The sequence below is a fragment of the Leclercia sp. 119287 genome (assembly GCF_009734485.1).
Taxonomy (GTDB): domain Bacteria; phylum Pseudomonadota; class Gammaproteobacteria; order Enterobacterales; family Enterobacteriaceae; genus Enterobacter; species Enterobacter adecarboxylatus_C.
The window spans coordinates 3,356,358-3,382,077 of the sequence record NZ_CP046445.1 but is presented as its reverse complement, the minus strand read 5'-3'; the positions used below and the strand labels follow the sequence as shown (position 1 = coordinate 3,382,077).

Below are 25,720 nucleotides of genomic sequence, written 5' to 3'. Positions count from 1 at the left end.
CCGGTGGCGCTACGCTTTCCGGGCCTGGGGGTTTTGTAGGCCGGGCAAATGCAGTGCCGCCCGGCATTCAGGCCGCACCCAACTCCAGCCGGTACACCCAGTCGTCATACCGCACGCCGTTAATCTCATACGCCTGTTCCAGCACCTGGGTGCGCACAAAGCCCGCTTTTTCTAATACCCGCACCGAACCGCCGTTATCCGCCAGCACATAGGCATTAACCGCCTTTATTCCCATCCGGATAAAGGCATATTCACACACGGCATGCAGCGCCTCGCTGGCAATCCCCCGGCCCTGCGCGGCAGGGATCACCGTGTATCCAATATCGGCCTCTTCAGGATACTGAGCGCTGATTTGCAACCCAATATCCCCCAGCGGGGTGTCATCATCGTGGGTGCGGATCACAAAGGTATGCGGGGTCGTCAGGCGGGCGGCAAACAGTCGCCGGGTCTCTTTTTCCGGGGCGATAGCGGCCATATAGCGCATGATCTCGGGCGATTCGCGAAGCCGCAGAAAGAAGGGCCAGTCGGAGGGCTCAAAAGGGGAGAGCGTCAGCCTGGAAGTGGTGATTGTGGCCATCGTAACGCCTTAAACGGGGATCGGGCATAGTAATTTAACACAGCCGACCGGGCAGATTTAACCTACCACATCTCCCAGGGCTTCTTCTAAATCGTACCACCGGAAGGCAAACCCGGCCGCCTCCAGACGCTTCGGCAGCGCGCGCTGGCCGCCCAGCACCAGCACGGCGGACTCTCCCATCAGCAGGCGAATTGCGGTGGCCGGAGCGCGAACCACGGCGGGGCGATGCACCGCATGCCCCAGGGCATGGGCGAACTGTTCGTTGCGAACCGGGTAGGGAGAGACCATGTTGAACGGGCCCCGCAGGTCGTTATCCAGCAGCCAGATAATGCCATTCACCATATCGTCGATATGGATCCACGCCAGATACTGACGGCCATTGCCGACCGGCCCGCCGAGACCCAGCTTAAAGACCGGCAGCATCTTCCCCAGAATCCCGCCTTTCGGTGCCAGCACTACGCCGGTGCGCAGCAGGCAAACGCGGGTCCGATCGCTCTGCGCTCCGCAGGCGATCTGCTCCCAGCGGGCGCACAGCTTATGGGTAAATTCGTTGTGCGGCGGCTCCTCTTCGGTGACCACCACTTCGCCTAAATCGCCGTAATAGCCCGATGCTGAACCGGAGATAAACACCGACGGCGGCGTGTCGCTGGCCTTGAACATATCAACCAGCCGCTGGGTGATAGTCCAGCGGCTGTTGCACAGCCGCTGCTTATGTTCTTCCGTCCAGCGTTTATCGGCGATGGGTTCCCCCGCCAGATTGATTACGGCGTCAAAGCCGTTGAGATCCTGATGCTCGGTGAGCCCTTTCCAGATATCGATGCCGGAGCCGAGTGTCTGACGCGCTTTCTCGGGACTGCGCGTCACCACCGTCAGCTCATGGCCCAGCGTCTGCAAGCGGGGGATCAGATGCCGGCCAATCAGGCCGGTACCGCCGGTTACCAGGATCTTCATACAACCTCCGGGGGTTGCGCTTAGCGTTGCCAGCTTAACGTCATTGAGACGGAGTCGGCATAGCGCAGCGCGTGAAGTTTATCGATCTCTACTTCAGCATAGGTGACCCAGTGATGTTCGCGTGCGATATCCAGCACATCCTGAGTTAATTTTTCCAGCAAAGAGAAGCGGTTACTCTCGACATGTTGAATGATGCTTTTGGTGACGGTGCGATAGTTCAGGGCGTCATTGATATCCTCACTGTCCCGCGCCTTATCGGCCGGGTAGTGGATCACCACATTAACCACGATATCCTGACGGTTAGCGCGCTCCTCCTCTTTGATGCCGATATAGGTGCGCAGGCGTAAATTTTTAATACGAATAATCGCGTCTTGCTGGGACATTGCAGGCTTCCTCCGTGTCATTATCGCCACCATAATACATGAGGAAACCGTTTATAGCTGCTGCGCTTTTTGCATGGCGCGCTCGGTTGCCGGACGGGTACGAATGCGCTCAAACCAGTTGTTTACTGCGGGCCACGACGCCAGGTCGACGCGATGGTTTTCATGAGTATTGACCCACGGCCAGCAGGCGATATCCGCAATGCTGTAGTGATCGCCACCCAGCCACGGCGATTTTTCCAGCCGCTTGTTCAGCACGTTATAGAGCCGCTGCGTCTCGACCTGGAAGCGTTCGATGGCGTAGGGGATCGGCTGCGGCGCAAAGTGGTTAAAATGGGTGTTCTGACCAATCATCGGTCCCAGCCCGCCCACCTGCCAGAAGAGCCACTGTAGGGTGACGTGGCGTTCCCGTAATTCGCCGCTCAGCAGCTTGCCGCTTTTTTCCGCCAGATAGAGCAGGATCTCGCCGGACTCAAACAGGCTCAGCGGCGCACCGCCATCGTCCGGTTCATGATCGACAATGGCCGGGATTTTATTGTTGGGAGAAATGGCGAGAAACTCAGGGCGAAACTGTTCGCCTTTGCTGATATCCACCGGCAGGATGCGGTAATCCAGCTGGGCCTCCTCCAGAAAAAGCGTGATCTTATGCCCGTTGGGGGTAGGGGCGTAGTAAAGGTCAATCATCGCAACTCCTGTCATAACGATTATCGCGGCATAGGATCGAGTATAGGTGGTGATGATAAATCGTGAGTTTTCATCAAGTGACAGCCGGGGCCGGAGGTTATATTTTGGATATAAACCCATCCCCTGAAGCGTTACGAGGATCTTATGAGCGAACCTGCAATTACCCTGTGGTCAGATGCTGATTATTACTCCCCTTACGTCATGAGCGTGTATGTTGCGCTGGCCGAGAAAGGATTGCCCTTTACCCTGAAGACCGTGGATCTCAGCCGGGGTGAAAACCGGCAGCCGCAGTGGCGAGGCTATGCTCTGACCCGTCGCGTACCGGTGCTGGAAATCGACGGCTTTGAACTCAGCGAATCCTCCGCCATTACGGAATTTCTGGAGGAGAAATTTGCGCCGCCGGAGTGGGAGCGGATCTACCCCCTGGATCTGCAAAAACGCGCCCGCGCGCGCCAGATCCAGGCGTGGCTGCGCAGCGATCTGGTCCCGATCCGCACGGAGCGCTCTACCGACGTGGTGTTCGCCGGGGTGAGAAAACCGGCCCTGAGCGAAACCGCGCAGCGGGCGGCAAACCAGCTCTACGATACTGCCTCCTCGCTGCTTGTCCACGGCCAGCAAAACCTGTTCGGGGAGTGGTGTATTGCCGATGCGGATCTGGCCCTGATGCTCAACCGTCTGGTGCTCAATGGCGATGACGTGCCGCAGCAGCTGGTGGATTACGCAAACTTCCAGTGGCAGCGTGCCTCCGTGCAGCGCTACGTGGCGCTGTCGGCGAAGCGGGCGGGCTGATATTCCGGTATGATGGGGCCGCTTTTCGACATAAGGAGTCTCTGATGAAGTTAATGTTTGCATCGAACATCCACGGCTCGCTGCCGGCGACCGAACGGGTGCTTTCGCTATTTGACCAGAGCGGGGCAAAATGGCTGGTGATCCTCGGGGATGTGCTGAACCACGGCCCGCGCAACGCCCTGCCCGAAGGCTATGCGCCTGCTGAGGTCGCCGATCGGCTCAACGCTTACGCGTCGCGAATTATCGCCGTGCGCGGCAACTGCGACAGCGAAGTTGACCAGATGCTGCTGCACTTTCCCATCACCGCCCCCTGGCAGCAGATCCTGCTGGAGAACAGCCGCCTGTTTGTGACCCACGGCCATCTGTATGGACCGGATAACCTGCCCGCGCTGAATGCTGGCGATGTGCTGGTTTACGGTCATACTCATATTCCGGTAGCCGGGAAACGGGGCGACCTTATACATTTCAATCCTGGCTCGGTCAGCCTGCCCAAAGGCGGCTTTCCCCCCAGTTACGGCATGCTGGAAGGAAACCATTTGTGCGTTATGACGCTGAATGACGGCCAGGTTATTGCGCAGTCAGAGATTAATCCGTAATTTACTCCTCAACAGTAAACGCGCCGCGAGAGCGCTTTAAAGAGAAGGTTTCCCGATGGTGGAGCACAGTCATTTGGCAAGTACGGAATGGGTGGATATTGTCAACGAAGACAATGAGGTAATCGCACAGGCGAGCCGCGAGCAGATGCGGGCGCAGCGCCTGCGTCATCGCGCGACCTATATCGTGGTGCATGATGGGATGGGCAATATTCTGGTTCAGCGCCGTACCGAAACGAAAGACTTCATGCCCGGCATGCTCGATGCGACCGCCGGTGGCGTGGTGCAGGCCGATGAGCTGTTGCTCGATTCCGCCCGCCGTGAAGCGGAAGAGGAGCTGGGGATCGCCGGCGTGCCGTTTGCCGAACATGGCCAGTTCTATTTCGAAGATAGCCACTGTCGCGTCTGGGGAGGCCTTTTCAGCTGCGTCTCCCACGGTCCGTTTGCGCTGCAGGAGGAAGAGGTGAGTGAAGTCTGCTGGATGACCCCGGCTGAGATCACCGCCCGTTGCGACGACTTTACGCCAGATTCGCTGAAAGCGCTGGCCCTGTGGATGAGCCGCAATGCCAGCAACGAGCCGGTGAAGCACGAAGAAGCGTAACGAAGCGAATAAAAAAAGGCGACCCGAGGGTCGCCTTTTTACGTTGGGGTGCTGCTTACTGCTGGGAAGACTGGATCGCGGTCAGTGCGATGGTGTAAACGATATCGTCTACCAGCGCGCCACGAGACAGGTCGTTCACCGGCTTGCGCATACCCTGCAGCATCGGCCCGATGGAGATCAGGTCGGCTGAACGCTGTACCGCTTTGTAGGTGGTGTTACCGGTGTTCAGATCCGGGAAGATGAACACGGTAGCGCGACCGGCAACCGGGGAGTTAGGCGCTTTGGATTTAGCAACGTCAGCCATCACTGCGGCGTCATACTGCAGCGGGCCATCGATAACCAGATCCGGGCGTTTTTCCTGGGCAATACGGGTCGCTTCACGCACTTTCTCTACGTCGCTACCTGCACCAGAGGTACCGGTGGAGTAGGAGAGCATCGCTACGCGCGGTTCAATACCGAAGGCAATCGCAGAGTCAGCAGACTGGATCGCGATCTCGGCCAGCTGTTCAGCGGTTGGATCCGGGTTGATCGCACAGTCACCGTAAACGTAAACCTGTTCCGGCAGCAGCATGAAGAACACAGAAGAGACCAGGGAGCTGCCTGGTGCTGTTTTGATCAGCTGCAGCGGCGGGCGGATAGTGTTCGCGGTGGTGTGAACGGCACCGGAAACCAGACCGTCAACTTCATCCTGCTCCAGCATCAGGGTACCGAGAACCACGTTGTCTTCCAGCTGTTCGCGGGCAACGGCTTCAGTCATGCCTTTGCTCTTACGCAGCTCGACCAGACGGGCAACGTAGCTTTCACGCACCACTTCCGGGTCAACGATTTCGATACCAGAACCCAGCTCAACGCCCTGAGAGGCGGCTACACGGGTGATCTCATCCGGGTTACCCAGCAGCACGCAGGTCGCGATACCGCGCTCGGCACAGATGGCAGCGGCTTTAACGGTACGCGGTTCGTCGCCTTCTGGCAGCACAACGCGTTTGCCCGCTTTACGCGCCAGCTCGGTGAGCTGATAACGGAAGGCTGGAGGAGAGAGGCGACGGCTACGCTCGGAGGTTGCGGTCAGGGATTCAATCCACTCAGGATTGATACAACCGGCAACGTATTCCTGCACTTTCTCGATACGCTGATGGTCATCAACCGGTACTTCCAGGTTGAAGCTCTGCAGGCTCAGAGAGGTCTGCCAGGTGTTGGTGTTCACCATGAAGACCGGCAGGCCGGTAGCAAATGCACGTTCGCACAGCTTGCTGACGCGTGGGTCCATTTCATAGGCACCGGTCAGCAGGATCGCACCGATTTCCACGCCGTTCATCGCCGCCAGACAGGCTGCAACCAGCACGTCTGGACGGTCAGCGGAGGTCACCAGCAGGGAACCTGCACGGAAGTGCTCCAGCATGTGCGGAATGCTGCGCGCACAGAAGGTCACAGACTTCACGCGACGGGTGTTGATATCGCCTTCGTTGACGATGGTCGCGTTCAGGTGACGCGCCATGTCGATCGCACGGGTCGCGATCAGGTCGAAGCTCCAGGTCACCGCGCCCAGTACTGGCAGAGAACTGTATTCCTGCAGCTTAGCCGGATCGATTTTCACCACTTTCGCTTTGGAAGAGTCGTCGAAAATTTCAGACAGGTCAGGGCGGGTACGGCCTTGCTCATCCACCGGAGCGTTCAGTTTGTTGACGATAACGCCGGTGATGTTGGCATTTTTCGCGCCGCCGAAGCTGCTGCGGGTCAGCTCAATACGCTCTTTCAGCTGTTCCGGGGTGTCGGTACCCTGGGACATCACGAACACGATTTCCGCGTTCAGCGTTTTGGCGATTTCGAAGTTCAGGGACTGGGCAAACTGATGCTTGCGCGTTGGAACCAGGCCTTCAACCAGCACCACTTCCGCATCCTGTGCGTTAGCGTGATAGTTAGCGATGATCTCTTCCATCAGCACGTCTTTCTGGTTGCTGGAGAGCAGAGACTCAACGTGGCTCATCTTCAGCGGTTCAGCGGCTGGCAGATTGGAGTTCGCACGAACGATAGTGGTGGTCTGGTCTGGGGCATCGCCACCAGCACGTGGTTGAGCGATTGGCTTAAACACGCTCAGACGAACGCCTTTGCGTTCCATCGCACGGATCACACCGAGGCTGACGCTGGTCAGGCCTACGCTGGTTCCGGTCGGGATCAGCATAATAGTACGGGACACGATTTATCCTCTTTCGTTACCGCCGACATCAGGCGGGCTACAAAACAGCACCGCCAGCATTGCTGGCGGTGTGGAATCAGGCAGTCAGACGGCTCGCATCTTGTGCGATAACCAGCTCTTCGTTGGTTGGGATAACCATCGCAAGACGGGTGCCTTCTTTGTTGATGAAGCCAGACTTACCGAAGCGCGCGGCCAGGTTACGTTCATGGTCAACGTCAAAGCCCAGCACGCCCAGTTTGCCCAGGGACAGCTCGCGCACCATTGCCGCGTTCTCACCGATACCGCCGGTGAAGACCACGCCGTCCAGACGACCGTCCATCAGCGCAGTGTAAGAACCGATGTACTTCGCCAGACGGTGGCAGTAAACGTCCATTGCACGTTTAGCGTCTTCTTTATCTGCGTAGTTGTCTTCAACGTAACGGCAGTCGCTGGTGACTTCGGTCAGACCCAGCAGGCCAGACTCTTTGGTCAGCATTTTGTTGATATCTTCAACGCTCATGCCCAGGGTATCGTGCAGGTGGAAGATGATCGCCGGGTCGATATCACCGGAGCGAGTACCCATCACCAGACCTTCCAGCGGGGTCAGACCCATAGAGGTATCAACGCATTTGCCGTTACGGATAGCAGAAACGGAACCGCCGTTGCCCAGGTGGCAAGTGATGATGTTCACTTCTTCAACCGGCTTGTTCAGCATTTTCGCGGCTTCTTGCGTCACGTAGAAATGGCTGGTGCCGTGGGCGCCGTAGCGGCGAACGCCGTGCTCTTTGTACAGTTTGTACGGCAGGGCATAGAGGTAAGACTCTTCCGGCATGGTCTGGTGGAACGCGGTGTCGAATACGGCCACGTTTTTGTCTTTCAGATGCGGGAAGGATTTCAGCGCTTCAGCGATACCGATCAGGTGAGCCGGGTTATGCAGCGGTGCAAAAGAAGCGGAGTCTTTAATGCCCTGAATAACGGAGTCATCAATAACCACGGACTTGGTGTACTTCTCGCCACCATGAACGATACGGTGACCGATAGCGGTCAACTGAGCGGACAGTTCTGGTTTTTGTGCCAGAATAGTGTTAACGATAAAGTTCAGCGCTTCGCTGTGAGCGGCGCCTGCACCTAAAGCCGCTTCCTGTTTGCTGCCGTCCATTTTCCACTTAAGACGTGCTTCTGGAAGATGAAAACATTCGGCCAAACCAGAAAGGTACTCTTCACCGTTGATCGCATCGATGATGGCGAATTTAAGTGAGGAGCTACCGCAGTTCAGAACCAGTACTAACTTACTCGACATGGAAGTACCTATTATTGATACGTGGCTAAAAAAACGTCAGTGAGTCAAGGATCGTAGCGCAAGATATCGCTGACATTTATGATTAACATCATGCCCGAAGTACATTTCGGCATGACGAAAGGAATACATATGATTTTATGCCATTTTGCGCATTTTTCCGGCAATGGCATAATGTGCGATAATTTGACGAGTGAACATTCCTCGTCTAAGGCCTTTGCAGGCCGGCACAGGATACCTGATACTGGGTAGTGCTGACAAAAGTTTTTGAACGTTGTCATGACCAGTTGTGGTTTTGCACGAATTTTTTAATCTTTATATGTGAAGTTGAGGTAAGCCATGTCGACACCCGTGAACCCTTCCGTGAGCTTTTTCAGCCTGTTTCGCCGGGGACAGCATTATTCGAAGACGTGGCCACTGGAAAAGCGCCTGGCGCCCGTCTTTATTGAAAACCGCGTGATCCGCGCCACCCGACACGCGATCCGTCTGATGCCGCCCATTGCGGTCTTCACCCTGTGCTGGCAGATTGCGCTGGGCGGGCAACTCGGGCCTGCGGTGGCTACCGCCCTGTTTGCCCTAAGCCTGCCGATGCAGGGATTGTGGTGGCTGGGCAAACGCTCGGTCACGCCGTTGCCGCCGTCGGTGTTGTCCTGGTTCTATGAAGTTCGCGGCAAGCTGCAGGATGCCGGTCAGGCGCTGGCGCCGGTCGAGGGCAAACCCGACTATCAGGCGCTGGCAGATACTCTGAAGCGGGCATTCAAGCAACTTGATAAAACATTCCTCGATGACTTGTGATTGATCATCGAAACGATGACTAAAAGAAGGCACAGTAACTGACCGTTACCGTGTCTTTTTTTTAAAGCTGCCATGTGCAACAGGAGTCGAAAGATGGAAATGACCCACGCTCAGCGTCTGATTTTGTCCAATCAGTACAAAATGATGACGATGCTTGATCCCGACAACGCCGAGCGCTATCGCCGCTTGCAGACTATCGTCGAACGTGGTTTCGGTTTACAGATGCGCGAGCTGGATCGCGAGTTTGGCGAACTTAAGGAAGAGACCTGTCGTACCGTTATCGACATCATGGAGATGTACCACGCCCTGCATGTCTCCTGGACTAACCTGAAAGATGCCCAGACCATCGACGAACGTCGTGTCACTTTCCTGGGCTATGATGCGGCCACCGAATCCCGTTATCTGAGCTATGTCCGCTTTATGGTCAATGTGGAAGGGCGCTACACCCATTTCGATGCCGGTACCCATGGCTTTAACGCCCAGACCCCGATGTGGGAAAAGTATCAGCGCATGCTCAGCGTGTGGCACGCCTGCCCGCGTCAGTACCATCTGAGCAGCAATGAGATTCAACAAATTATTAACGCCTGACGGAGGTTGATGTGCAGTGTAAAGGTTTTCTGTTTGATCTGGACGGTACGCTGGTAGATTCATTACCGGTAGTGGAGCGCTCCTGGTGTCGCTGGGCCGACAGGCACGGCATTGACCATCAGGAGGTGCTGAATTTTATCCATGGCAAACAGGCCATAACCTCTTTACGGCACTTTCTCCAGGGAAGAAGCGAAGCAGATATTCAGGCCGAGTTTACCTGGCTTGAGCAGGTCGAGGCCACCGATACCGAGGGCATCACCGCGCTGCCGGGGGCGCTCGAGCTGCTCAGACATCTGAATGAAGCGGGGATCCCGTGGGCTATCGTCACCTCCGGCTCTGTTCCTGTGGCCCATGCGCGCCATAAAGCGGCAGGGTTGCCGGTGCCGGAGGTATTTATCACTGCGGAGCGGGTGACGCGCGGCAAGCCGGAGCCCGATGCCTTTTTACTGGGCGCGAAGCTGCTGGGGCTGGCGCCGGAAACGTGCGTGGTGGTGGAAGATGCTGCCGCCGGCGTGCTGGCGGGCCTCAACGCTGGCTGTCACGTCATCGCCGTCAATGTTCCGGCCAACTCGCCGCGTCTGGACGAGGCGGATCTGGTGCTTAACACGCTGGAGTCCGTTGCTGTCAGCCGCACCGCCGACGGGAATGTAACAGTCTCACGAAAAATGTAATCCCATGATATAGCCCCACATTGTTGGGGCTTTTTTATGGCACTATCGGCTTCACTCTCTTCTGACAAGGATCTGTTTTGAACGGTGAACTTATTTGGGTCTTAAGCCTGCTCCTTATCGCGATTATTCTGTTTGCGACCGGCAAAGTCCGCATGGATGCCGTGGCCCTGCTGGTGATTGTGGCCTTTGTGCTCAGCGGCACCTTAACCCTCCCGGAAGCCTTTTCAGGCTTTAGCGATCCCAACGTTATCCTGATTGCTGCCCTGTTTATTATCGGCGACGGCCTGGTGCGTACCGGCGTGGCGACCAGTATGGGCTCCTGGCTGGTCAGCGTGGCGGGCAACAGCGAAACCAAAATGCTGGTCTTTTTAATGCTCACCGTTGCCGGGCTGGGGGCATTTATGAGCTCCACCGGGGTGGTGGCGATCTTTATTCCGGTGGTGCTGAGCGTCTCGATGCGCATGCAGATCTCGCCCTCGCGCCTGATGATGCCGCTCAGCTTCGCCGGGCTGATCAGCGGCATGATGACGCTGGTGGCGACGCCGCCGAACCTGGTGGTTAACAGTGAACTGCTGCGTGAGGGCCTGGAAGGCTTCGGCTTCTTTAGCGTCACGCCGCTGGGGCTGGTGATCCTGGTGCTCGGTATTGTTTATATGTTGCTGACCCGCTTTGCCCTGAAGAGCGATAAGCAAGATAAACCCCGCGACGGCTGGAAGCGCCGTACCTTCCGCGATCTGATCAAAGAGTATCGTCTCACCGGACGGGCCCGCCGCCTGGCGATCCGCCCGGGCTCACCGCTGATCGGGCAGCGTCTGGACGATCTGAAACTTCGTGAACGTTACGGCGCCAACGTTATCGGGGTGGAGCGCTGGCGCCGTTTTCGCCGGGTCATCGTTAACGTTAACGGCGTATCGGAGTTCCGCGCCCGGGACGTGCTGCTGATCGATATGTCCTCGGCGGATGTCGACCTGCGCGACTTTTGCAGCGAGCAGCTGCTGGAGCCGATGGTTCTGCGCGGCGAGTATTTTTCCGATCAGGCGCTGGACGTGGGGATGGCGGAAGTGTCGCTGATCCCCGAGTCGGAGCTGCTCGGGAAAACCATCCGCGAAATCGGTTTTCGTACCCGTTACGGTTTAAACGTGGTGGGGTTAAAACGCGACGGCGTGGCGATGGACGGCTCGGTGGTGGACGAACCTCTGGAGCTGGGGGATATCTTCCTGGTGGTGGGCAACTGGAAGCTGATCACCCAGCTGGGCCAGCGAGGCCGTGACTTTGTGGTGCTGAACTTACCCATCGAGGTTAGCGATGCCTCTCCCGCCCACAGCCAGGCGCCGCACGCCATTTTTTGTCTGGTGTTGATGGTCGCCCTGATGCTGACCGACGAGATCCCGAACCCGGTGGCGGCGATCGTTGCCTGTCTGCTGATGGGCAAATTCCGCTGCATTGACGCTGAAAGCGCTTACAAAGCGATCCACTGGCCGAGCATCATTTTAATTGTCGGCATGATGCCCTTCGCGCTGGCGCTGCAAAAAACCGGCGGTGTGGATCTGGTGGTGAAAGGGCTGATGGAGCTGGGGGGCGGTTACGGCCCCTATATGATGCTGATGTGCCTGTTTATCATGTGCGCCACTATCGGGCTTTTTATCTCCAACACCGCGACCGCCGTACTCATGGCGCCCATTGCGCTGGCGATGGCGAAATCGATGGGCGTATCGCCTTATCCGTTTGCGATGATGGTAGCGATGGCCGCCTCCGCCGCCTTTATGACTCCAGTCTCGTCACCGGTGAATACCCTGGTGCTTGGGCCGGGTAAATACAGCTTCAGCGACTTCGTGAAGCTTGGCGTGCCCTTCACGATCCTGGTGATGGTGGTGTGCGTGGTGATGATCCCGGTCTTGTTCCCGTTCTGACAGTTTTGCCCGGCGGCGCTACGCTTGCCGGGCCTACGGTTTGGTAGGCCGGGTAAGGCGCAGCCGCCACCCGGCAAAAAACTCACAAGGGGGAATCCTGGCTGATCTCATCCAGCGACAGCTGGAAGCTAGGGACAAAGACTTCCATAAAGTAGTCCATCTCCTGGCTACGGCGCGCCTCGAGCGTCTTTTCCAGCCGGGTTTTCGCCAGTAAAAATTCGTGATTACCGGCAGACAACTCTTCCAGACACTTCAGGTAGGCGCAGAGCGCGTCGGCCTGCTTGACGATCGATCGCTCCTCTTCGCTGTAGCTCTGCTCGTCAATCAGCGGCTCGAAGATATCCCGCAGCTCATCCGGCACCATATCGACCAGTTTTTGCTGGGCGATTTTCTCGATCGCTTTGTACTCCTGGGCGATTTGCGAATTGAAGTACTTCACCGGCGTCGGCAGATCGCCTGTCAGCACTTCGGAGGCATCATGGTACATCGACAGCAGGGCGATACGTTCGGCATTGACCTGGCCGTTGAACTTGCGGTTCTTGATGGCGGCCAGCGCGTGGGCGACCATGGCAACCTGCAGGCTGTGCTCGGAGACGTTCTCGGTGCGGACGTTACGCATCAGCGGCCAGCGGTTAATCAGTTTCAGACGGGAAAGATGGGCGAAGAAATGACTCTGACTCATAAGTTACCTTTTGTCTTGCACTGCGACAGGTTTCATTGTGAGGGGAGGGGCGGTGAGATGCAAATGCGGGTTTTTGTAGGCCGGGTAAGCGAAGCGCCACCCGGCATTAAAGTCGTTACTGATGGTATCCGCCGAGGAAACGCCCGAAGCGGCTGATGGCCATCTCCAGCTCATCCTCACGCGGTAGCGTAACGATACGCACATGGTCCGGCCACGGCCAGTTAAACGCGGTACCCTGTACCAGCAACACTTTTTCCTGCAGCAGGAAGTCGAGCACCATCTTCTGGTCGTCAAAGATGTTGAAGCGTTTGATATCGATTTTGGGGAACATATAGAGCGCGCCGTTTGGCTTCACGCAGGAGACGCCCGGAATATCGTTAATCAGCTCCCAGGCGCGTTGACGCTGCTCGTACAGACGCCCACCAGGCACGATAAATTCACTGATGCTCTGATAGCCGCCCAGCGCCGTCTGGATCGCGTGCTGAGCCGGTACGTTGGCGCACAGACGCATCGAGGCCAGCATCTCCAGACCTTCGATATAGCCTTTGGCGTGTTTTTTTGGCCCGTTCAGCACCATCCAGCCCTGACGGAAACCGGCAACACGGTAGGTTTTCGACAGGCCGTTAAAGGTGACGGTCAGTAGATCCGGCGCCAGTGCGGCAATGGAGTGGTGCTGCGCCGCGTCGTACAGAATTTTGTCGTAGATCTCGTCCGCGAAGATGATCAGATTATGCTGGCGGGCCAGCTCGACAATCTCCAGCAGCAGTTCTTTAGAATAGACGGCACCGGTCGGGTTGTTCGGGTTGATGATGACGATCCCGCGGGTGCGCGGCGTAATTTTGGCGCGAATGTCATCCAGATCCGGGAACCAGTCAGCCGATTCATCACACAGATAATGCACCGCTTTACCGCTGGAGAGCGATACCGCTGCCGTCCAGAGCGGGTAATCCGGGGCCGGAACCAGCATTTCGTCACCGCTGTTCAGCAGGGCCTGCATCGCCTGGACGATTAGTTCGGAAACACCGTTACCAATATAGATATCTTCTACGGTCACATCGCGCATGCCCTGCGCCTGATAGTGCTGCATGATGGCTTTACGCGCAGAGTAGAGACCTTTGGAGTCGCTGTAGCCTTGCGCCGTCGGCAGGTTGCGGATCACATCAACCAGAATTTCATCCGGTGCATCAAAACCAAATGGCGCCGGGTTGCCGATATTGAGCTTAAGTACTTTATTACCTTCTTCTTCGAGACGCTTTGCCTCTTTAAGAACCGGGCCACGAATGTCGTAACAAACGTTATCTAACTTGCTGGATTTTTCGATGGGTGACATGAATCTTTAACCTTTTCACTGTTATTGCTACTTCCTGCCGTGGAAGTCAGCACGAAACAATGTACTCCTCGCTTGGCCAATTTTGAAGCGTCGGCAGAAGAAGATTTTGTTCATGCCCGAAAAGCCAAGTTGAAGTTTTTAACTGTTTTAAAGGTTTGGTTACATTTTATGGTCCATATTTATGTTGTTATTTGGTGATTTATTTTGGTTGTTGCATATTAAAATGGATTTTACGCTGTAAAAAAGCCGCATGTTGAGAGGCTTACGGTGGTAGTGCTACAGTTTCTTTGAGGAACATTTCGTAAAAGCTGAATGAAATTGAGTAGCGTTTGCGGTCCGGCCTCTTTATATAAAGGTTGCCCGTGTGAAATTAATGTTAAGTATAATTAATCATTAAGTCCTGGTTGAATTATTAGTTATTTCCAAATAAAGGCGAAATCGCAACTTTCGTTAATATAAATAAAATTAGTTTAGCGAGTTATCAATCAGGTTAAATGCCTGGAAACACGATAAGGCTTATAAATAAAAAGGTTTTAGGGTAAGATGTCACCGGGTTTAGCGATAAAAGATAACAGGCCACCAGAGGTCTTGATGCCTGGACCTTTAATAGTTTATTGTTATTGTTAGAATTATCTCTGCCTTGAGAAGTTAAGTGACACCATTGCTGCTTAACCTGTACTGCGATAAAGTTGACGCTGGAAATGCATCTTCTTTAATGGAATTTACATCATCCGACAATCATCTATATATCTCGATCGCTTTTGAGAATAAAAATATCGTCAGATAAGTTGTTTCTGACCACTGATATACCCAGCACAATTACATTATGCAGGCACACTGCCAGACCGGGACGTCAGAGGATTTTGTTCAGAAGGAACTGTATTACTTTTACGCACACAGCTTAAACCCGGGGCAGCTCCGTACGAGCAACCTGTAAGTGAAAAGATATGATTAATGCAAATCGTCCGATACTGAATCTCGACCTCGATCTGCTGAGAACCTTTGTGGCGGTCGCCGATCTGAACACCTTTGCTGCTGCCGCGGCCGCAGTTTGCCGTACCCAGTCCGCGGTCAGTCAACAAATGCAACGACTGGAGCAGCTGGTGGGTAAAGAGCTTTTTGCCCGTCATGGTCGCAATAAGCTGTTAACGGAACACGGTATTCAGCTGCTGGGTTACGCCAGAAAAATCCTGCGCTTCAATGATGAAGCATGTACATCATTAATGTTTAGTAACCTGCAGGGAGTCTTAACCTTAGGCGCGTCTGATGAATCGGCCGATACCATTCTGCCGTTCCTGCTTAACCGGATTAGTTCGGTTTATCCGAAGCTTGCGCTGGACGTCAGGGTAAAACGCAATGCCTTTATGGTCGATATGCTGCAGGAGCAGGAGGTCGATCTGGTGGTTACAACCCACCGCACCGGCCTGTTTGAGAGCCTGACGCTGCGAACATCGCCAACGCACTGGTACTGCGCCGCAGAATTTTCTCTGCAGCGCGGCGAGCCGGTTCCGCTGGTGCTGCTGGACGATCCCAGCCCGTTCCGCGACATCGTGCTGGCCACGCTTAACGCCGCCAATGTGCCATGGCGACTCGCCTATGTGGCCTCCACGCTGCCTGCGGTTCGCGCAGCGGTGAAAGCGGGGCTTGGCGTGACGGCACGCCCGGTTGAGATGATGAGCCCGGATTTACGGGTGCTAGGCAAAGCAGATGGTTTGCCTGCCCTGCCGGATACGGAGTATATGCTGTGTCATAACCCACTCAGCAACAACGAGCTGGCGCAGACCATTTTTAACGCGATGGAAAATTACGACAACCCCTGGCAGTACAACAATGTTACTCCGGAAGGGGGGGATGACTCCCTGGTGATTGAGAGCGATTTCGAGTAAACGAATCTCTAATGATCTGATAACAAATTCGTCCCGGTAAAAAAGAACCACGGAGGCTGATGACCAGCAAAGTGGTTCTTTTTTTGCATTGGGATCGGTGCAGTTTACCTTAGGTGTTTTACAATCCTCTTCTTTATCAACTTGATAGTCATTAATCCTCCCCTGTCTACCCCGCTCACGCGCTTCTTTCCAATGTCAATGGGCATGTTAAAAAAGCAGCAAAGATGTTGCCGTTTTTTTGATTGAATTAACAAAAGCGTGTCACAGATCAAGAAAATACTCCTCTTTGGGGGGAGGAATCAGCGGCAAATCCTGTCAAAATAGACGGGTAATCTTTGTATTAGTTCATTACGGACTCGATTCAACACCCCTACGCAGGAACGCGCCTCACAGTTTTTGAGGGTAAAGGGCATTAAATGTTAATGAAGTTCGAACGATGTAATTTAATGTGAAGAAACTTTTGTTAAAGTTGACAAAAGGTTATAGAAAGGAGTAAAAAACCACATCATTTTGCTGTCTATGTCTCATTTTTCGACAGTTAGTGTACGGTTATTTGTTCCTCCCCATGAATCGATGTGATGCCCATCTGCCAGAAAGAGCAGGGTTTACAGGTATCACTTTTGATGAGTAAGCAATGAGTATGTCAACATCCACAGAAGTCATCGCTCATCACTGGGCATTCGCAATCTTTCTTATCGTTGCCATTGGCCTGTGCTGCCTGATGCTAGTCGGCGGCTGGTTCCTCGGCGGTCGCGCCCGGGCAAGGCACAAAAACACGCCATTTGAATCGGGTATCGATTCGGTAGGGACCGCGCGTTTACGCCTGTCCGCCAAGTTCTATCTGGTGGCCATGTTCTTCGTCATCTTTGACGTGGAAGCGCTTTACCTGTTCGCATGGTCGACCTCCATTCGCGAGAGTGGCTGGGTAGGCTTTGTCGAGGCCGCAATTTTCATTTTAGTGTTACTGGCCGGTCTGGTTTATCTGGTGCGTATTGGCGCGCTGGACTGGACACCTGCACGTTCACGCCGTGAACGTATCAACCCGGAAAACAGTATCTCTAATCGTCAGCAGTAACAGCGAGGCAATAAGATGGATTATACGCTCACCCGCATAGATCCTAACGGTGAGAATGACCGTTACCCCCTGCAAAAGCAGGAGATCGTAACCGACCCCCTGGAGCAAGAAGTCAACAAAAGCGTGTACATGGGCAAGCTCGAAAATGCCATGCACGATATGGTCAACTGGGGTCGTAAGAACTCCATCTGGCCATATAACTTTGGCCTTTCTTGCTGCTACGTTGAAATGGTGACGTCATTCACTGCGGTGCATGACGTTGCGCGTTTTGGTGCAGAAGTACTGCGTGCCTCTCCGCGTCAGGCTGACCTGATGGTGGTGGCGGGTACCTGCTTTACCAAAATGGCGCCGGTCATTCAGCGTCTGTACGACCAGATGCTCGAGCCAAAATGGGTTATCTCCATGGGTGCTTGTGCAAACTCTGGCGGCATGTACGACATTTATTCTGTCGTGCAAGGTGTAGATAAGTTCATCCCGGTGGACGTTTACATCCCGGGCTGTCCACCGCGTCCAGAAGCCTACATGCAGGCTCTGATGCTGTTGCAGGAGTCGATTGGCAAAGAACGCCGTCCGCTCTCCTGGGTTGTGGGCGACCAGGGTGTTTACCGCGCTAACATGCAGTCCGAGCGCGAGCGTAAACGCGGCGAACGTATTGCAGTGACCAATCTGCGTACACCAGACGAAATTTAATTTGCGCCTGTGGGCATGGAGATAACCTTCGCATATCACTATTCAAATAGCGCGAAGCCACGCCCGACAGTCACCACGGACCTTTTGCAATGGTGAACACTATGACCGACTTAACCGCGCAAGACGCCGCCTGGCAAACACGGGATCATCTGGATGACCCGGTCATTGGCGAACTGCGCAACCGTTTTGGGCCGGATGCCTTTACTGTTCAGGCCACCCGCACCGGGGTACCCGTTGTTTGGGTGAAGCGTGAGCAGTTACTGGAAGTGGTTGATTTCCTCAAGAAACTGCCTAAACCTTACGTCATGCTGTTTGACTTACACGGCATGGACGAACGTCTGCGAACTCACCGCCAGGGTCTCCCTGCTGCGGATTTTTCCGTTTTCTACCACCTGATCTCAATAGACCGCAACACGGATATCATGCTCAAGGTGGCATTGTCTGAAAACGACATGCATCTGCCGACCATCACTAAACTTTTCCCGAACGCCAACTGGTATGAGCGTGAGACCTGGGAAATGTTTGGCATGACTTTCGACGGTCACCCGCACCTGACGCGCATCATGATGCCGCCAACCTGGACCGGTCACCCGCTGCGTAAAGACTACCCGGCGCGCGCCACCGAATTCGACCCGTTTGAGCTGACCAAAGCCAAACAGGATCTGGAGATGGAAGCGCTGACCTTCAAGCCGGAAGACTGGGGCATGAAACGCGGTACCGACAATGAGGACTTCATGTTCCTCAACCTCGGTCCAAACCACCCGTCTGCGCACGGTGCATTCCGTATTATTCTTCAGCTTGATGGCGAAGAGATTGTCGACTGCGTACCTGACATCGGCTACCACCACCGTGGTGCTGAGAAGATGGGCGAGCGTCAGTCCTGGCACAGCTACATTCCGTATACCGACCGTATCGAGTACCTCGGCGGCTGCGTAAACGAAATGCCATACGTGCTGGCCGTTGAGAAACTGGCAGGTATCACCACGCCGGATCGCGTTAACGTGATTCGCGTTATGCTGTCAGAACTGTTCCGTATTAACAGCCACCTGCTGTACATCTCCACGTTCATTCAGGACGTCGGCGCGATGACCCCGGTCTTCTTCGCCTTTACCGATCGTCAGAAAATTTACGATCTGGTGGAAGCGATTACCGGTTTCCGTATGCACCCGGCCTGGTTCCGTATCGGCGGTGTGGCACACGATCTGCCGCGCGGCTGGGACCGCTTGCTGCGTGAATTCCTCGACTGGATGCCGAAACGTCTGGCCTCCTACGAGAAAGCCGCACTGCGTAACACCATTCTGATTGGTCGTTCTAAAGGCGTTGCGGCCTATGGCGCGAAAGAGGCGCTGGAGTGGGGTACAACAGGTGCAGGTCTGCGTGCCACCGGTATTGATTTCGACGTGCGTAAAGCCCGTCCTTACTCTGGCTATGAGAACTTCGACTTTGAGGTCCCGGTTGGCGGCGGTGTTTCCGACTGCTATACCCGCGTGATGCTGAAAGTGGAAGAGCTGCGCCAGAGCCTGCGCATCCTTGAGCAGTGCCTCAACAACATGCCGGAAGGCCCGTTCAAGGCGGATCACCCGCTGACCACGCCGCCACCGAAAGAGCGCACGCTGCAGCATATCGAAACCCTGATTACGCACTTCCTGCAGGTTTCCTGGGGCCCGGTCATGCCGGCGCAAGAATCCTTCCAGATGATCGAAGCGACCAAGGGTATCAACAGTTACTACCTGACCAGCGACGGCAGCACCATGAGCTATCGTACCCGTGTACGTACGCCAAGCTTCCCGCACCTGCAGCAGATCCCGGCCGCCATTCGCGGCAGTCTGGTCTCCGACCTGATTGTGTATCTGGGTAGTATCGATTTTGTTATGTCAGATGTGGACCGCTAATTATGCACGAGAATCAACAACCACAAACCGAGGCTTTTGAGCTGAGTGAAGCAGAGCGTGCCGCTATTGAGCACGAGATGCACCACTACGAAGACCCGCGTGCGGCGTCCATTGAAGCGCTGAAAATCGTACAGAAACAGCGTGGTTGGGTGCCGGATGGGGCGATCTATGAGATCGCAAAAGTGCTGGGTATCCCGGCAAGTGACGTAGAAGGCGTGGCGACGTTCTACAGCCAGATCTTCCGTCAGCCAGTGGGCCGCCATGTGATCCGCTACTGTGACAGCGTCGTTTGTCACATCACCGGTTATCAGGGCATCCAGGCCGCTATCGAGAAAAAACTCGATATCAAGCCAGGGCAGACCACCTTCGATGGGCGCTTTACCCTGCTGCCAACCTGCTGCCTGGGTAACTGCGACAAGGGGCCGACCATGATGATTGATGAGGATACTCACAGCTATCTGACGCCGGAAGCCATTCCTGACCTGCTGGAGCAGTACAAATGAAAACTGTAATTCGTACTGCTGAGACTCATCCGCTGACCTGGCGTCTGCGTGATGACAAACAGCCGGTATGGCTTGAAGAATACGAAAGCAAAAACGGCTATGCCGGGGCGCGTAAAGCCCTGAGCGGTATGGCGCCGGATGAAATTGTTAATGCGGTAAAAGACGCTGGCCTGAAAGGGCGCGGCGGCGCAGGCTTTTCCACCGGTCTGAAGTGGAGCCTGATGCCGAAAGACGAATCCATGAACATCCGTTACCTGCTGTGTAACGCCGATGAAATGGAGCCGGGCACCTATAAAGACCGCCTGCTGATGGAGCAGCTGCCGCACCTGCTGGTGGAAGGCATGCTGATCTCCGCCTTCGCGCTGAAAGCCTACCGCGGCTACATCTTCCTGCGCGGCGAGTATATCGAAGCGGCAGAGAACCTGCGTCGCGCGATTGCCGAAGCCACCGAAGCGGGCCTGCTTGGCAAAAACATTCTCGGCACCGGTTTTGACTTCGAACTGTTCGTGCATACCGGTGCAGGGCGTTATATCTGCGGTGAAGAGACCGCGCTGATTAACTCCCTCGAAGGTCGCCGTGCGAACCCGCGTTCCAAGCCACCGTTCCCGGCAAGCTCCGGCGTGTGGGGTAAACCGACCTGCGTAAACAACGTCGAAACCCTGTGTAACGTCCCGGCTATCCTCGCTAACGGCGTGGAGTGGTATCAGGGCATCTCTTCAAGCAAAGATGCCGGTACCAAGCTGATGGGCTTCTCCGGTCGCGTGAAGAATCCTGGCGTCTGGGAGCTGCCGTTCGGCACCACCGCACGTGAAATTCTGGAAGACTATGCCGGCGGCATGCGCGATGGTCTGAAATTCAAAGCCTGGCAGCCGGGTGGGGCAGGGACTGACTTCCTGACCGAAGCCCACCTCGATCTGCCAATGGAATTCGAAAGCATTGGTAAAGCAGGCAGCCGTCTGGGTACGGCGCTGGCGATGGCCGTCGACCACGAGATCGGCATGGTACCGCTGGTGCGTAACCTGGAAGAGTTCTTCGCCCGTGAGTCCTGCGGCTGGTGTACACCGTGCCGTGACGGTCTCCCGTGGAGCGTGAAGATCCTGCATGCTATCGAGCGTGGCGAAGGCCAGCCTGGCGATATCGAGACACTTGAGCAACTGTGTCGATTCCTGGGCCCAGGTAAAACCTTCTGTGCGCATGCGCCAGGTGCGGTCGAGCCACTGCAAAGCGCGATTAAATATTTCCGCGAAGAATTCGAAGCAGGCATCAAGCAGCCGTTCAGCAATACCCATTCAATCAATGGTATTCAGCCGAACCTGCTGAAAGCGCGCTGGTAAAAACAGAATTTTGATTAACGCTCGGTTTCGACCGAGACAACTGGAAGCATGCTAATGGCTACGATTCATGTAGACGGCAAAGAATACGAGGTCAACGGCGCGGACAACCTGCTGGAAGCTTGTCTGTCCCTCGGCCTTGATATTCCGTATTTTTGCTGGCATCCGGCGCTGGGGAGCGTCGGTGCTTGCCGCCAGTGTGCGGTGAAGCAATATCAAAACGCGGAAGACACGCGTGGTCGCCTGGTAATGTCCTGTATGACGCCAGCCACCGAAGGTACCTTTATTTCTATCGACGACGCGGAAGCTAAACAGTTCCGCGAAAGCGTGGTGGAGTGGTTGATGACCAACCACCCGCACGATTGTCCGGTCTGTGAAGAGGGCGGTAACTGCCACCTTCAGGATATGACCGTGATGACCGGGCACAGCTTCCGTCGTTACCGTTTCACCAAACGTACCCACCGTAACCAGGATCTGGGGCCGTTCATCTCTCACGAAATGAACCGCTGCATCGCCTGCTACCGCTGCGTGCGTTACTACAAAGATTACGCCGACGGCGAAGATCTGGGCGTCTATGGCGCGCATGACAACGTCTACTTCGGTCGTCCGGAAGATGGGGTGCTTGAGAGCGAATTCTCCGGTAACCTGGTAGAAATCTGCCCGACCGGCGTCTTCACGGATAAAACGCACTCCGAGCGTTACAACCGTAAGTGGGACATGCAGTTTGCGCCAAGCATCTGCCAGCAGTGCTCCCTCGGCTGTAACACCAGCCCGGGTGAACGCTATGGCGAACTGCGTCGTATCGAAAACCGTTACAACGGCACCGTTAACCACTACTTCCTCTGCGACCGCGGTCGTTTCGGCTATGGCTATGTGAACCTGAAAGACCGTCCGCGTCAGCCGGTTCAACGTCGCGGCGACGACTTCATCACCCTGAACGCTGAACAGGCGATGCAGGGCGCAGCAGATATTTTGCGCCAGTCGAAGAAAGTGATCGGTATCGGCTCCCCGCGCGCCAGCATCGAAAGCAACTTCGCGCTGCGTGAGCTGGTGGGTGCGGATAACTTCTACACCGGCATCGCTCAGGGCGAGCAGGAACGTCTGCAGCTGGTGCTGAAAGTGCTGCGCGAAGGCGGAGTCCATACTCCGGCGCTGCGCGAAATCGAATCTTATGATGCGGTTCTGGTATTGGGTGAAGATTTAACCCAGACCGGCGCTCGCGCTGCCCTGGCGGTTCGTCAGGCGGTGAAAGGTAAAGCGCGTGAAATGGCCGCAGCCCAGAAAGTGGCTGACTGGCAGATCGCGGCGATCCTCAACATCGGTCAGCGCGCCAAGCATCCGCTGTTTGTGACTAACGTCGACAACACCCGTCTGGACGACATCGCGGCCTGGACCTACCGTGCCCCGGTTGAAGATCAGGCGCGCCTCGGTTTTGCTATCGCTCACGCGCTGGACAACAGCGCCCCGGCCGTTGAAGGCATGGATCGCGATCTGCAGAACAAGGTTGACGTGATCGTGCAGGCGCTGGCCGGTGCGAAGAAACCCCTGATTATTTCCGGTACTAACGCCGGTAGCGCAGAGATCATTGAAGCGGCAGCCAACGTGGCTAAAGCGCTTAAAGGTCGCGGTGCTGACGTTGGCGTGACCATGATTGCCCGTGCGGTAAACAGCATCGGTCTGGGCATGATTGGCGGCGGCTCTCTGGAAGAAGCGTTAAGCGAACTGGAATCCGGTTCCGCTGACGCGGTTGTGGTGCTGGAAAACGACCTCCATCGTCATGCTTCCGCTGCCCGCGTGGACGCAGCCCTGTCTAAAGCGCCGCTGGTGATGGTTATCGACCATCAGCGTACGGCGATCATGGACAAAGCGCATCTGGTGCTCTCTGCGGCAAGCTTCGCAGAAAGCGACGGTACCGTTGTGAACAACGAAGGCCGTGCCCAGCGCTTCTTCCAGGTTTATGACCCGGCGTACTACGACAACAGCATCGTGATGCTGGAAAGCTGGCGCTGGCTGCACTCCCTGCACAGCACCGTGCTGAGCCGTGAAGTGGACTGGACCCAGCTCGACCACGTGATCGACGCTGCCGTGGCAAAACTGCCGCAGCTGGCAGGCATTAAAGATGCGGCACCGGAAGCGAGCTTCCGTATTCGCGGCCAGAAACTGGCCCGTGAACCGCACCGCTACAGCGGTCGTACCGCAATGCGTGCCAACATCAGCGTGCACGAACCGCGTCAGCCGCAGGATAAAGACACCATGTTCGCCTTCTCAATGGAAGGGAACAACCAGCCGTCTGCACCGCGTTCGCAGATCCCGTTCGCATGGGCGCCAGGCTGGAACTCCCCGCAGGCATGGAACAAGTTCCAGGCTGAAGTGGGCGGTTCTCTGCGTCACGGCGATCCGGGCGTGCGTCTGATTGAAGCAAGCGAAACCGGTCTGGCGTTCTTCTCCACCGTTCCGGCAAGCTTCCAGGCGGAAGAGGGCAACTGGCGTATTGCGCCGTACTACCATCTGTTCGGTAGCGACGAAATGTCCCAGCGTTCCCCGGTCTTCCAGACCCGTATGCCGCAGCCTTACATCAAGCTCAACCCGGCGGATGCCGCGAAGCTTGGCGTGAATGCAGGCGCGCACATCAGCTTTAGCTACGAAGGCCAGACCATCAGCCTGCCGCTGATTATCTCTGAAGGTCTGACAGCAGGGCAGGTGGGTCTGCCGATGGGTATGCCTGGCATCGCGCCGGTACTGGCGGGTGCGCGTCTTGATAACCTGCAGGAGGCAAAAGCATGAGTTGGTTTACGCCCGATCTTATCGACATCCTGCTGAGCATCCTGAAAGCGGTTGTTATTCTGCTGGTGGTGGTCACCTGCGGCGCGTTCATGAGCTTCGGTGAACGTCGTCTGCTCGGTCTGTTCCAGAACCGTTACGGACCGAACCGCGTGGGCTGGGGTGGTTCACTCCAGCTGGTCGCGGACATGATCAAGATGTTCTTTAAAGAGGACTGGGTCCCGCGCTTCTCGGATCGCGTGATCTTTACTCTGGCACCGATGATCGCCTTTACCTCGCTGCTGCTGGCGTTTGCTATCGTTCCGGTCAGCCCGACCTGGGTTGTGGCGGATCTGAACATCGGGATCCTGTTCTTCCTGATGATGGCAGGCCTCGCGGTCTACGCGGTGCTGTTCGCCGGCTGGTCCAGTAACAACAAATACTCGCTGCTGGGTGCGATGCGTGCGTCTGCGCAGACCCTGAGCTACGAAGTGTTCCTGGGTCTTTCCCTGATGGGCGTGGTGGCGCAGGCCGGTTCATTTAACATGACCGACATCGTCAACAACCAGGCCGATATCTGGAACGTGATCCCGCAGTTCTTTGGTTTTGTTACCTTTGCTATCGCGGGCGTGGCGGTGTGTCACCGTCACCCGTTTGACCAGCCAGAAGCCGAACAGGAACTGGCCGACGGTTACCACATTGAATATTCCGGTATGAAATTCGGTCTGTTCTTCGTGGGCGAGTACATCGGTATCGTCACCATTTCCGCGTTGATGGTAACGCTGTTCTTTGGTGGCTGGCATGGCCCGTTCTTACCGCCGTTCATCTGGTTCGCGCTGAAAACCGCGTTCTTCATGATGATGTTCATTTTGATTCGCGCAGCGTTACCGCGTCCGCGTTATGACCAGGTAATGTCCTTCGGCTGGAAAGTGTGCCTGCCGCTGACGCTCGTCAACTTGTTGGTAACGGCGGCTGTCATTCTCTGGCAGCAGCCATAAGGGGCTTTGAGATCATGACCTTGAAAGAATTATTGGTAGGTTTCGGCACCCAGGTACGCAGTATCTGGATGATCGGCCTGCACGCGTTTGCCAAACGCGAAACCCGGATGTACCCGGAAGAGCCGGTATATCTGCCGCCGCGCTACCGTGGCCGTATCGTGCTGACTCGCGATCCGGACGGTTCGGAGCGCTGCGTTGCCTGTAACCTGTGTGCGGTAGCCTGTCCGGTAGGCTGTATCTCTCTGCAAAAAGCCGAGACGGTAGACGGTCGCTGGTACCCGGAGTTCTTCCGCATCAACTTCTCACGCTGCATCTTCTGCGGTCTGTGTGAAGAAGCGTGCCCGACCACGGCGATTCAGTTGACCCCGGACTTCGAGCTGGGCGAATACAAGCGTCAGGACCTGGTGTACGAAAAAGAGGATCTGCTGATTTCCGGTCCGGGCAAATACCCGGAATATAACTTCTACCGGATGGCGGGTATGGCAATCGACGGCAAAGATAAGGGCGAAGCAGAGAACGAAGCCAAGCCTATCGACGTCAAGAGCCTGTTACCGTAAGGAGAGG

At 55.8% G+C, this 25,720-nt stretch carries 24 protein-coding genes; 16 read left to right on the top strand and 8 right to left on the bottom strand.

Features of this window, described 5'->3' with window-relative positions; all coding sequences use genetic code 11:
• Nucleotides 1-67: 67 nt before the first annotated feature.
• The 4 genes from GNG27_RS16275 to yfcG are packed head-to-tail and all read right to left on the bottom strand — an operon-like array spanning nucleotide 68 to nucleotide 2,592.
• Nucleotides 68-577, bottom strand: coding sequence for a GNAT family N-acetyltransferase (locus GNG27_RS16275; RefSeq protein ID WP_142486565.1), 510 nt, complete (start codon nucleotides 575-577; stop codon nucleotides 68-70).
• Nucleotides 578-634: 57 nt separating this feature from the next.
• Entirely contained in the window at nucleotides 635-1,528 is an 894-nt protein-coding gene (locus tag GNG27_RS16270; RefSeq protein WP_142486564.1) for a TIGR01777 family oxidoreductase, read from the bottom strand.
• A gap of 20 nt (nucleotides 1,529-1,548) precedes the next feature.
• Nucleotides 1,549-1,911, bottom strand: coding sequence for a dihydroneopterin triphosphate 2'-epimerase (gene folX / locus GNG27_RS16265; protein WP_142486563.1), 363 nt, complete (start codon nucleotides 1,909-1,911; stop codon nucleotides 1,549-1,551).
• Nucleotides 1,912-1,962: 51 nt separating this feature from the next.
• On the bottom strand, nucleotides 1,963-2,592 hold the full coding sequence (gene yfcG, locus GNG27_RS16260) for a GSH-dependent disulfide bond oxidoreductase (protein WP_142486562.1): 630 nt from the start codon (nucleotides 2,590-2,592) through the stop codon (nucleotides 1,963-1,965).
• Nucleotides 2,593-2,736: 144 nt separating this feature from the next.
• On the opposite strand from yfcG, the gene yfcF reads away from it, so the two are divergent.
• The 3 genes from yfcF to yfcD are packed head-to-tail and all read left to right on the top strand — an operon-like array spanning nucleotide 2,737 to nucleotide 4,575.
• Nucleotides 2,737-3,381, top strand: a complete 645-nt coding sequence (gene yfcF, locus GNG27_RS16255) for a glutathione transferase (RefSeq protein ID WP_156264294.1) — start codon at nucleotides 2,737-2,739, stop codon at nucleotides 3,379-3,381.
• A 44-nt stretch (nucleotides 3,382-3,425) separates the two neighbouring features.
• Complete coding sequence (gene yfcE, locus GNG27_RS16250) at nucleotides 3,426-3,977, top strand: phosphodiesterase (RefSeq protein WP_156264293.1); 552 nt, start codon at nucleotides 3,426-3,428, stop codon at nucleotides 3,975-3,977.
• Nucleotides 3,978-4,032: 55 nt separating this feature from the next.
• Nucleotides 4,033-4,575, top strand: coding sequence for an NUDIX hydrolase YfcD (yfcD, locus tag GNG27_RS16245; RefSeq protein WP_156264292.1), 543 nt, complete (start codon nucleotides 4,033-4,035; stop codon nucleotides 4,573-4,575).
• A gap of 55 nt (nucleotides 4,576-4,630) precedes the next feature.
• On the opposite strand, the gene pta is transcribed toward yfcD, so the two are convergent.
• Nucleotides 4,631-6,769 carry a phosphate acetyltransferase gene (gene pta / locus GNG27_RS16240; protein WP_142486558.1) on the bottom strand — a complete coding sequence of 713 codons (2,139 nt, stop codon included), beginning with the start codon at nucleotides 6,767-6,769 and terminating at the stop codon, nucleotides 4,631-4,633.
• Nucleotides 6,770-6,845: 76 nt separating this feature from the next.
• Nucleotides 6,846-8,048: an acetate kinase gene (gene ackA / locus GNG27_RS16235; RefSeq protein WP_156264291.1), complete on the bottom strand. Its 1,203-nt coding sequence runs from the start codon at nucleotides 8,046-8,048 to the stop codon at nucleotides 6,846-6,848.
• 336 nt (nucleotides 8,049-8,384) lie between these two features.
• On the opposite strand from ackA, the gene yfbV reads away from it, so the two are divergent.
• The 4 genes from yfbV (at nucleotide 8,385) to GNG27_RS16215 (ending at nucleotide 12,009) form a co-directional block, all read left to right on the top strand.
• Nucleotides 8,385-8,840 (top strand): terminus macrodomain insulation protein YfbV, encoded by a 456-nt coding sequence (gene yfbV / locus GNG27_RS16230; RefSeq protein ID WP_032612804.1) that lies wholly within the window; start codon nucleotides 8,385-8,387, stop codon nucleotides 8,838-8,840.
• A 93-nt stretch (nucleotides 8,841-8,933) separates the two neighbouring features.
• Entirely contained in the window at nucleotides 8,934-9,428 is a 495-nt protein-coding gene (locus tag GNG27_RS16225; protein WP_142486556.1) for a YfbU family protein, read from the top strand.
• A gap of 11 nt (nucleotides 9,429-9,439) precedes the next feature.
• Complete coding sequence (locus tag GNG27_RS16220) at nucleotides 9,440-10,099, top strand: sugar phosphatase (RefSeq protein ID WP_142486555.1); 660 nt, start codon at nucleotides 9,440-9,442, stop codon at nucleotides 10,097-10,099.
• A gap of 77 nt (nucleotides 10,100-10,176) precedes the next feature.
• Entirely contained in the window at nucleotides 10,177-12,009 is a 1,833-nt protein-coding gene (locus GNG27_RS16215) for an SLC13 family permease (RefSeq protein ID WP_142486554.1), read from the top strand.
• A gap of 82 nt (nucleotides 12,010-12,091) precedes the next feature.
• Here the strand turns inward: GNG27_RS16215 and yfbR are convergent, their stop codons facing one another.
• A complete protein-coding gene (gene yfbR, locus GNG27_RS16210; protein WP_142486553.1) occupies nucleotides 12,092-12,691 on the bottom strand; it encodes a 5'-deoxynucleotidase in 600 nt (199 codons plus the stop codon).
• 115 nt (nucleotides 12,692-12,806) lie between these two features.
• Complete coding sequence (locus GNG27_RS16205) at nucleotides 12,807-14,021, bottom strand: pyridoxal phosphate-dependent aminotransferase (RefSeq protein WP_032612793.1); 1,215 nt, start codon at nucleotides 14,019-14,021, stop codon at nucleotides 12,807-12,809.
• Between the two features lie 947 nt (nucleotides 14,022-14,968).
• Between GNG27_RS16205 and lrhA the strand changes: the two genes are divergently transcribed.
• From lrhA to nuoI, 9 genes are all read left to right on the top strand, one after another.
• A complete protein-coding gene (lrhA, locus tag GNG27_RS16200; protein ID WP_142486552.1) occupies nucleotides 14,969-15,907 on the top strand; it encodes a transcriptional regulator LrhA in 939 nt (312 codons plus the stop codon).
• A 634-nt stretch (nucleotides 15,908-16,541) separates the two neighbouring features.
• Complete coding sequence (nuoA, locus tag GNG27_RS16195) at nucleotides 16,542-16,982, top strand: NADH-quinone oxidoreductase subunit NuoA (protein WP_032612789.1); 441 nt, start codon at nucleotides 16,542-16,544, stop codon at nucleotides 16,980-16,982.
• 15 nt (nucleotides 16,983-16,997) lie between these two features.
• The gene (gene nuoB / locus GNG27_RS16190; protein ID WP_032612787.1) at nucleotides 16,998-17,672 is read left to right on the top strand and encodes an NADH-quinone oxidoreductase subunit NuoB; all 675 of its coding nucleotides are present in this window, start codon (nucleotides 16,998-17,000) and stop codon (nucleotides 17,670-17,672) included.
• Nucleotides 17,673-17,761: 89 nt separating this feature from the next.
• Entirely contained in the window at nucleotides 17,762-19,564 is a 1,803-nt protein-coding gene (gene nuoC, locus GNG27_RS16185) for an NADH-quinone oxidoreductase subunit C/D (RefSeq protein ID WP_142486551.1), read from the top strand.
• A gap of 2 nt (nucleotides 19,565-19,566) precedes the next feature.
• On the top strand, nucleotides 19,567-20,067 hold the full coding sequence (nuoE, locus tag GNG27_RS16180) for an NADH-quinone oxidoreductase subunit NuoE (RefSeq protein ID WP_142486550.1): 501 nt from the start codon (nucleotides 19,567-19,569) through the stop codon (nucleotides 20,065-20,067).
• Nucleotides 20,064-21,401, top strand: a complete 1,338-nt coding sequence (gene nuoF / locus GNG27_RS16175; protein ID WP_156264290.1) for an NADH-quinone oxidoreductase subunit NuoF — start codon at nucleotides 20,064-20,066, stop codon at nucleotides 21,399-21,401. Before nuoE ends, nuoF begins: the two co-directional genes overlap by 4 nt.
• Before the next feature lie 54 nt (nucleotides 21,402-21,455).
• Entirely contained in the window at nucleotides 21,456-24,182 is a 2,727-nt protein-coding gene (gene nuoG, locus GNG27_RS16170) for an NADH-quinone oxidoreductase subunit NuoG (protein ID WP_156264289.1), read from the top strand.
• Nucleotides 24,179-25,156, top strand: coding sequence for an NADH-quinone oxidoreductase subunit NuoH (gene nuoH, locus GNG27_RS16165; RefSeq protein WP_142486547.1), 978 nt, complete (start codon nucleotides 24,179-24,181; stop codon nucleotides 25,154-25,156). The genes nuoG and nuoH overlap by 4 nt, the downstream gene beginning before the upstream one ends.
• A gap of 14 nt (nucleotides 25,157-25,170) precedes the next feature.
• A complete protein-coding gene (nuoI, locus tag GNG27_RS16160) occupies nucleotides 25,171-25,713 on the top strand; it encodes an NADH-quinone oxidoreductase subunit NuoI (protein WP_003861491.1) in 543 nt (180 codons plus the stop codon).
• Nucleotides 25,714-25,720 lie beyond the last annotated feature (7 nt).

Coding starts and splice junctions, on each gene's coding strand:
- GNG27_RS16270 (WP_142486564.1), bottom strand. CDS start 1,528: ATGAAGATCCTGGTAACCGGCGGTACCGGCCTGATTGGCCGGCATCTG.
- GNG27_RS16205 (WP_032612793.1), bottom strand. CDS start 14,021: ATGTCACCCATCGAAAAATCCAGCAAGTTAGATAACGTTTGTTACGAC.
- nuoE (WP_142486550.1), top strand. CDS start 19,567: ATGCACGAGAATCAACAACCACAAACCGAGGCTTTTGAGCTGAGTGAA.
- yfcF (WP_156264294.1), top strand. CDS start 2,737: ATGAGCGAACCTGCAATTACCCTGTGGTCAGATGCTGATTATTACTCC.
- nuoG (WP_156264289.1), top strand. CDS start 21,456: ATGGCTACGATTCATGTAGACGGCAAAGAATACGAGGTCAACGGCGCG.
- yfcE (WP_156264293.1), top strand. CDS start 3,426: ATGAAGTTAATGTTTGCATCGAACATCCACGGCTCGCTGCCGGCGACC.
- yfbV (WP_032612804.1), top strand. CDS start 8,385: ATGTCGACACCCGTGAACCCTTCCGTGAGCTTTTTCAGCCTGTTTCGC.
- nuoH (WP_142486547.1), top strand. CDS start 24,179: ATGAGTTGGTTTACGCCCGATCTTATCGACATCCTGCTGAGCATCCTG.
- nuoB (WP_032612787.1), top strand. CDS start 16,998: ATGGATTATACGCTCACCCGCATAGATCCTAACGGTGAGAATGACCGT.
- yfcD (WP_156264292.1), top strand. CDS start 4,033: ATGGTGGAGCACAGTCATTTGGCAAGTACGGAATGGGTGGATATTGTC.
- yfbR (WP_142486553.1), bottom strand. CDS start 12,691: ATGAGTCAGAGTCATTTCTTCGCCCATCTTTCCCGTCTGAAACTGATT.
- folX (WP_142486563.1), bottom strand. CDS start 1,911: ATGTCCCAGCAAGACGCGATTATTCGTATTAAAAATTTACGCCTGCGC.
- GNG27_RS16275 (WP_142486565.1), bottom strand. CDS start 577: ATGGCCACAATCACCACTTCCAGGCTGACGCTCTCCCCTTTTGAGCCC.
- nuoC (WP_142486551.1), top strand. CDS start 17,762: ATGGTGAACACTATGACCGACTTAACCGCGCAAGACGCCGCCTGGCAA.
- ackA (WP_156264291.1), bottom strand. CDS start 8,048: ATGTCGAGTAAGTTAGTACTGGTTCTGAACTGCGGTAGCTCCTCACTT.
- nuoA (WP_032612789.1), top strand. CDS start 16,542: ATGAGTATGTCAACATCCACAGAAGTCATCGCTCATCACTGGGCATTC.
- yfcG (WP_142486562.1), bottom strand. CDS start 2,592: ATGATTGACCTTTACTACGCCCCTACCCCCAACGGGCATAAGATCACG.
- nuoI (WP_003861491.1), top strand. CDS start 25,171: ATGACCTTGAAAGAATTATTGGTAGGTTTCGGCACCCAGGTACGCAGT.
- lrhA (WP_142486552.1), top strand. CDS start 14,969: ATGATTAATGCAAATCGTCCGATACTGAATCTCGACCTCGATCTGCTG.
- nuoF (WP_156264290.1), top strand. CDS start 20,064: ATGAAAACTGTAATTCGTACTGCTGAGACTCATCCGCTGACCTGGCGT.
- GNG27_RS16225 (WP_142486556.1), top strand. CDS start 8,934: ATGGAAATGACCCACGCTCAGCGTCTGATTTTGTCCAATCAGTACAAA.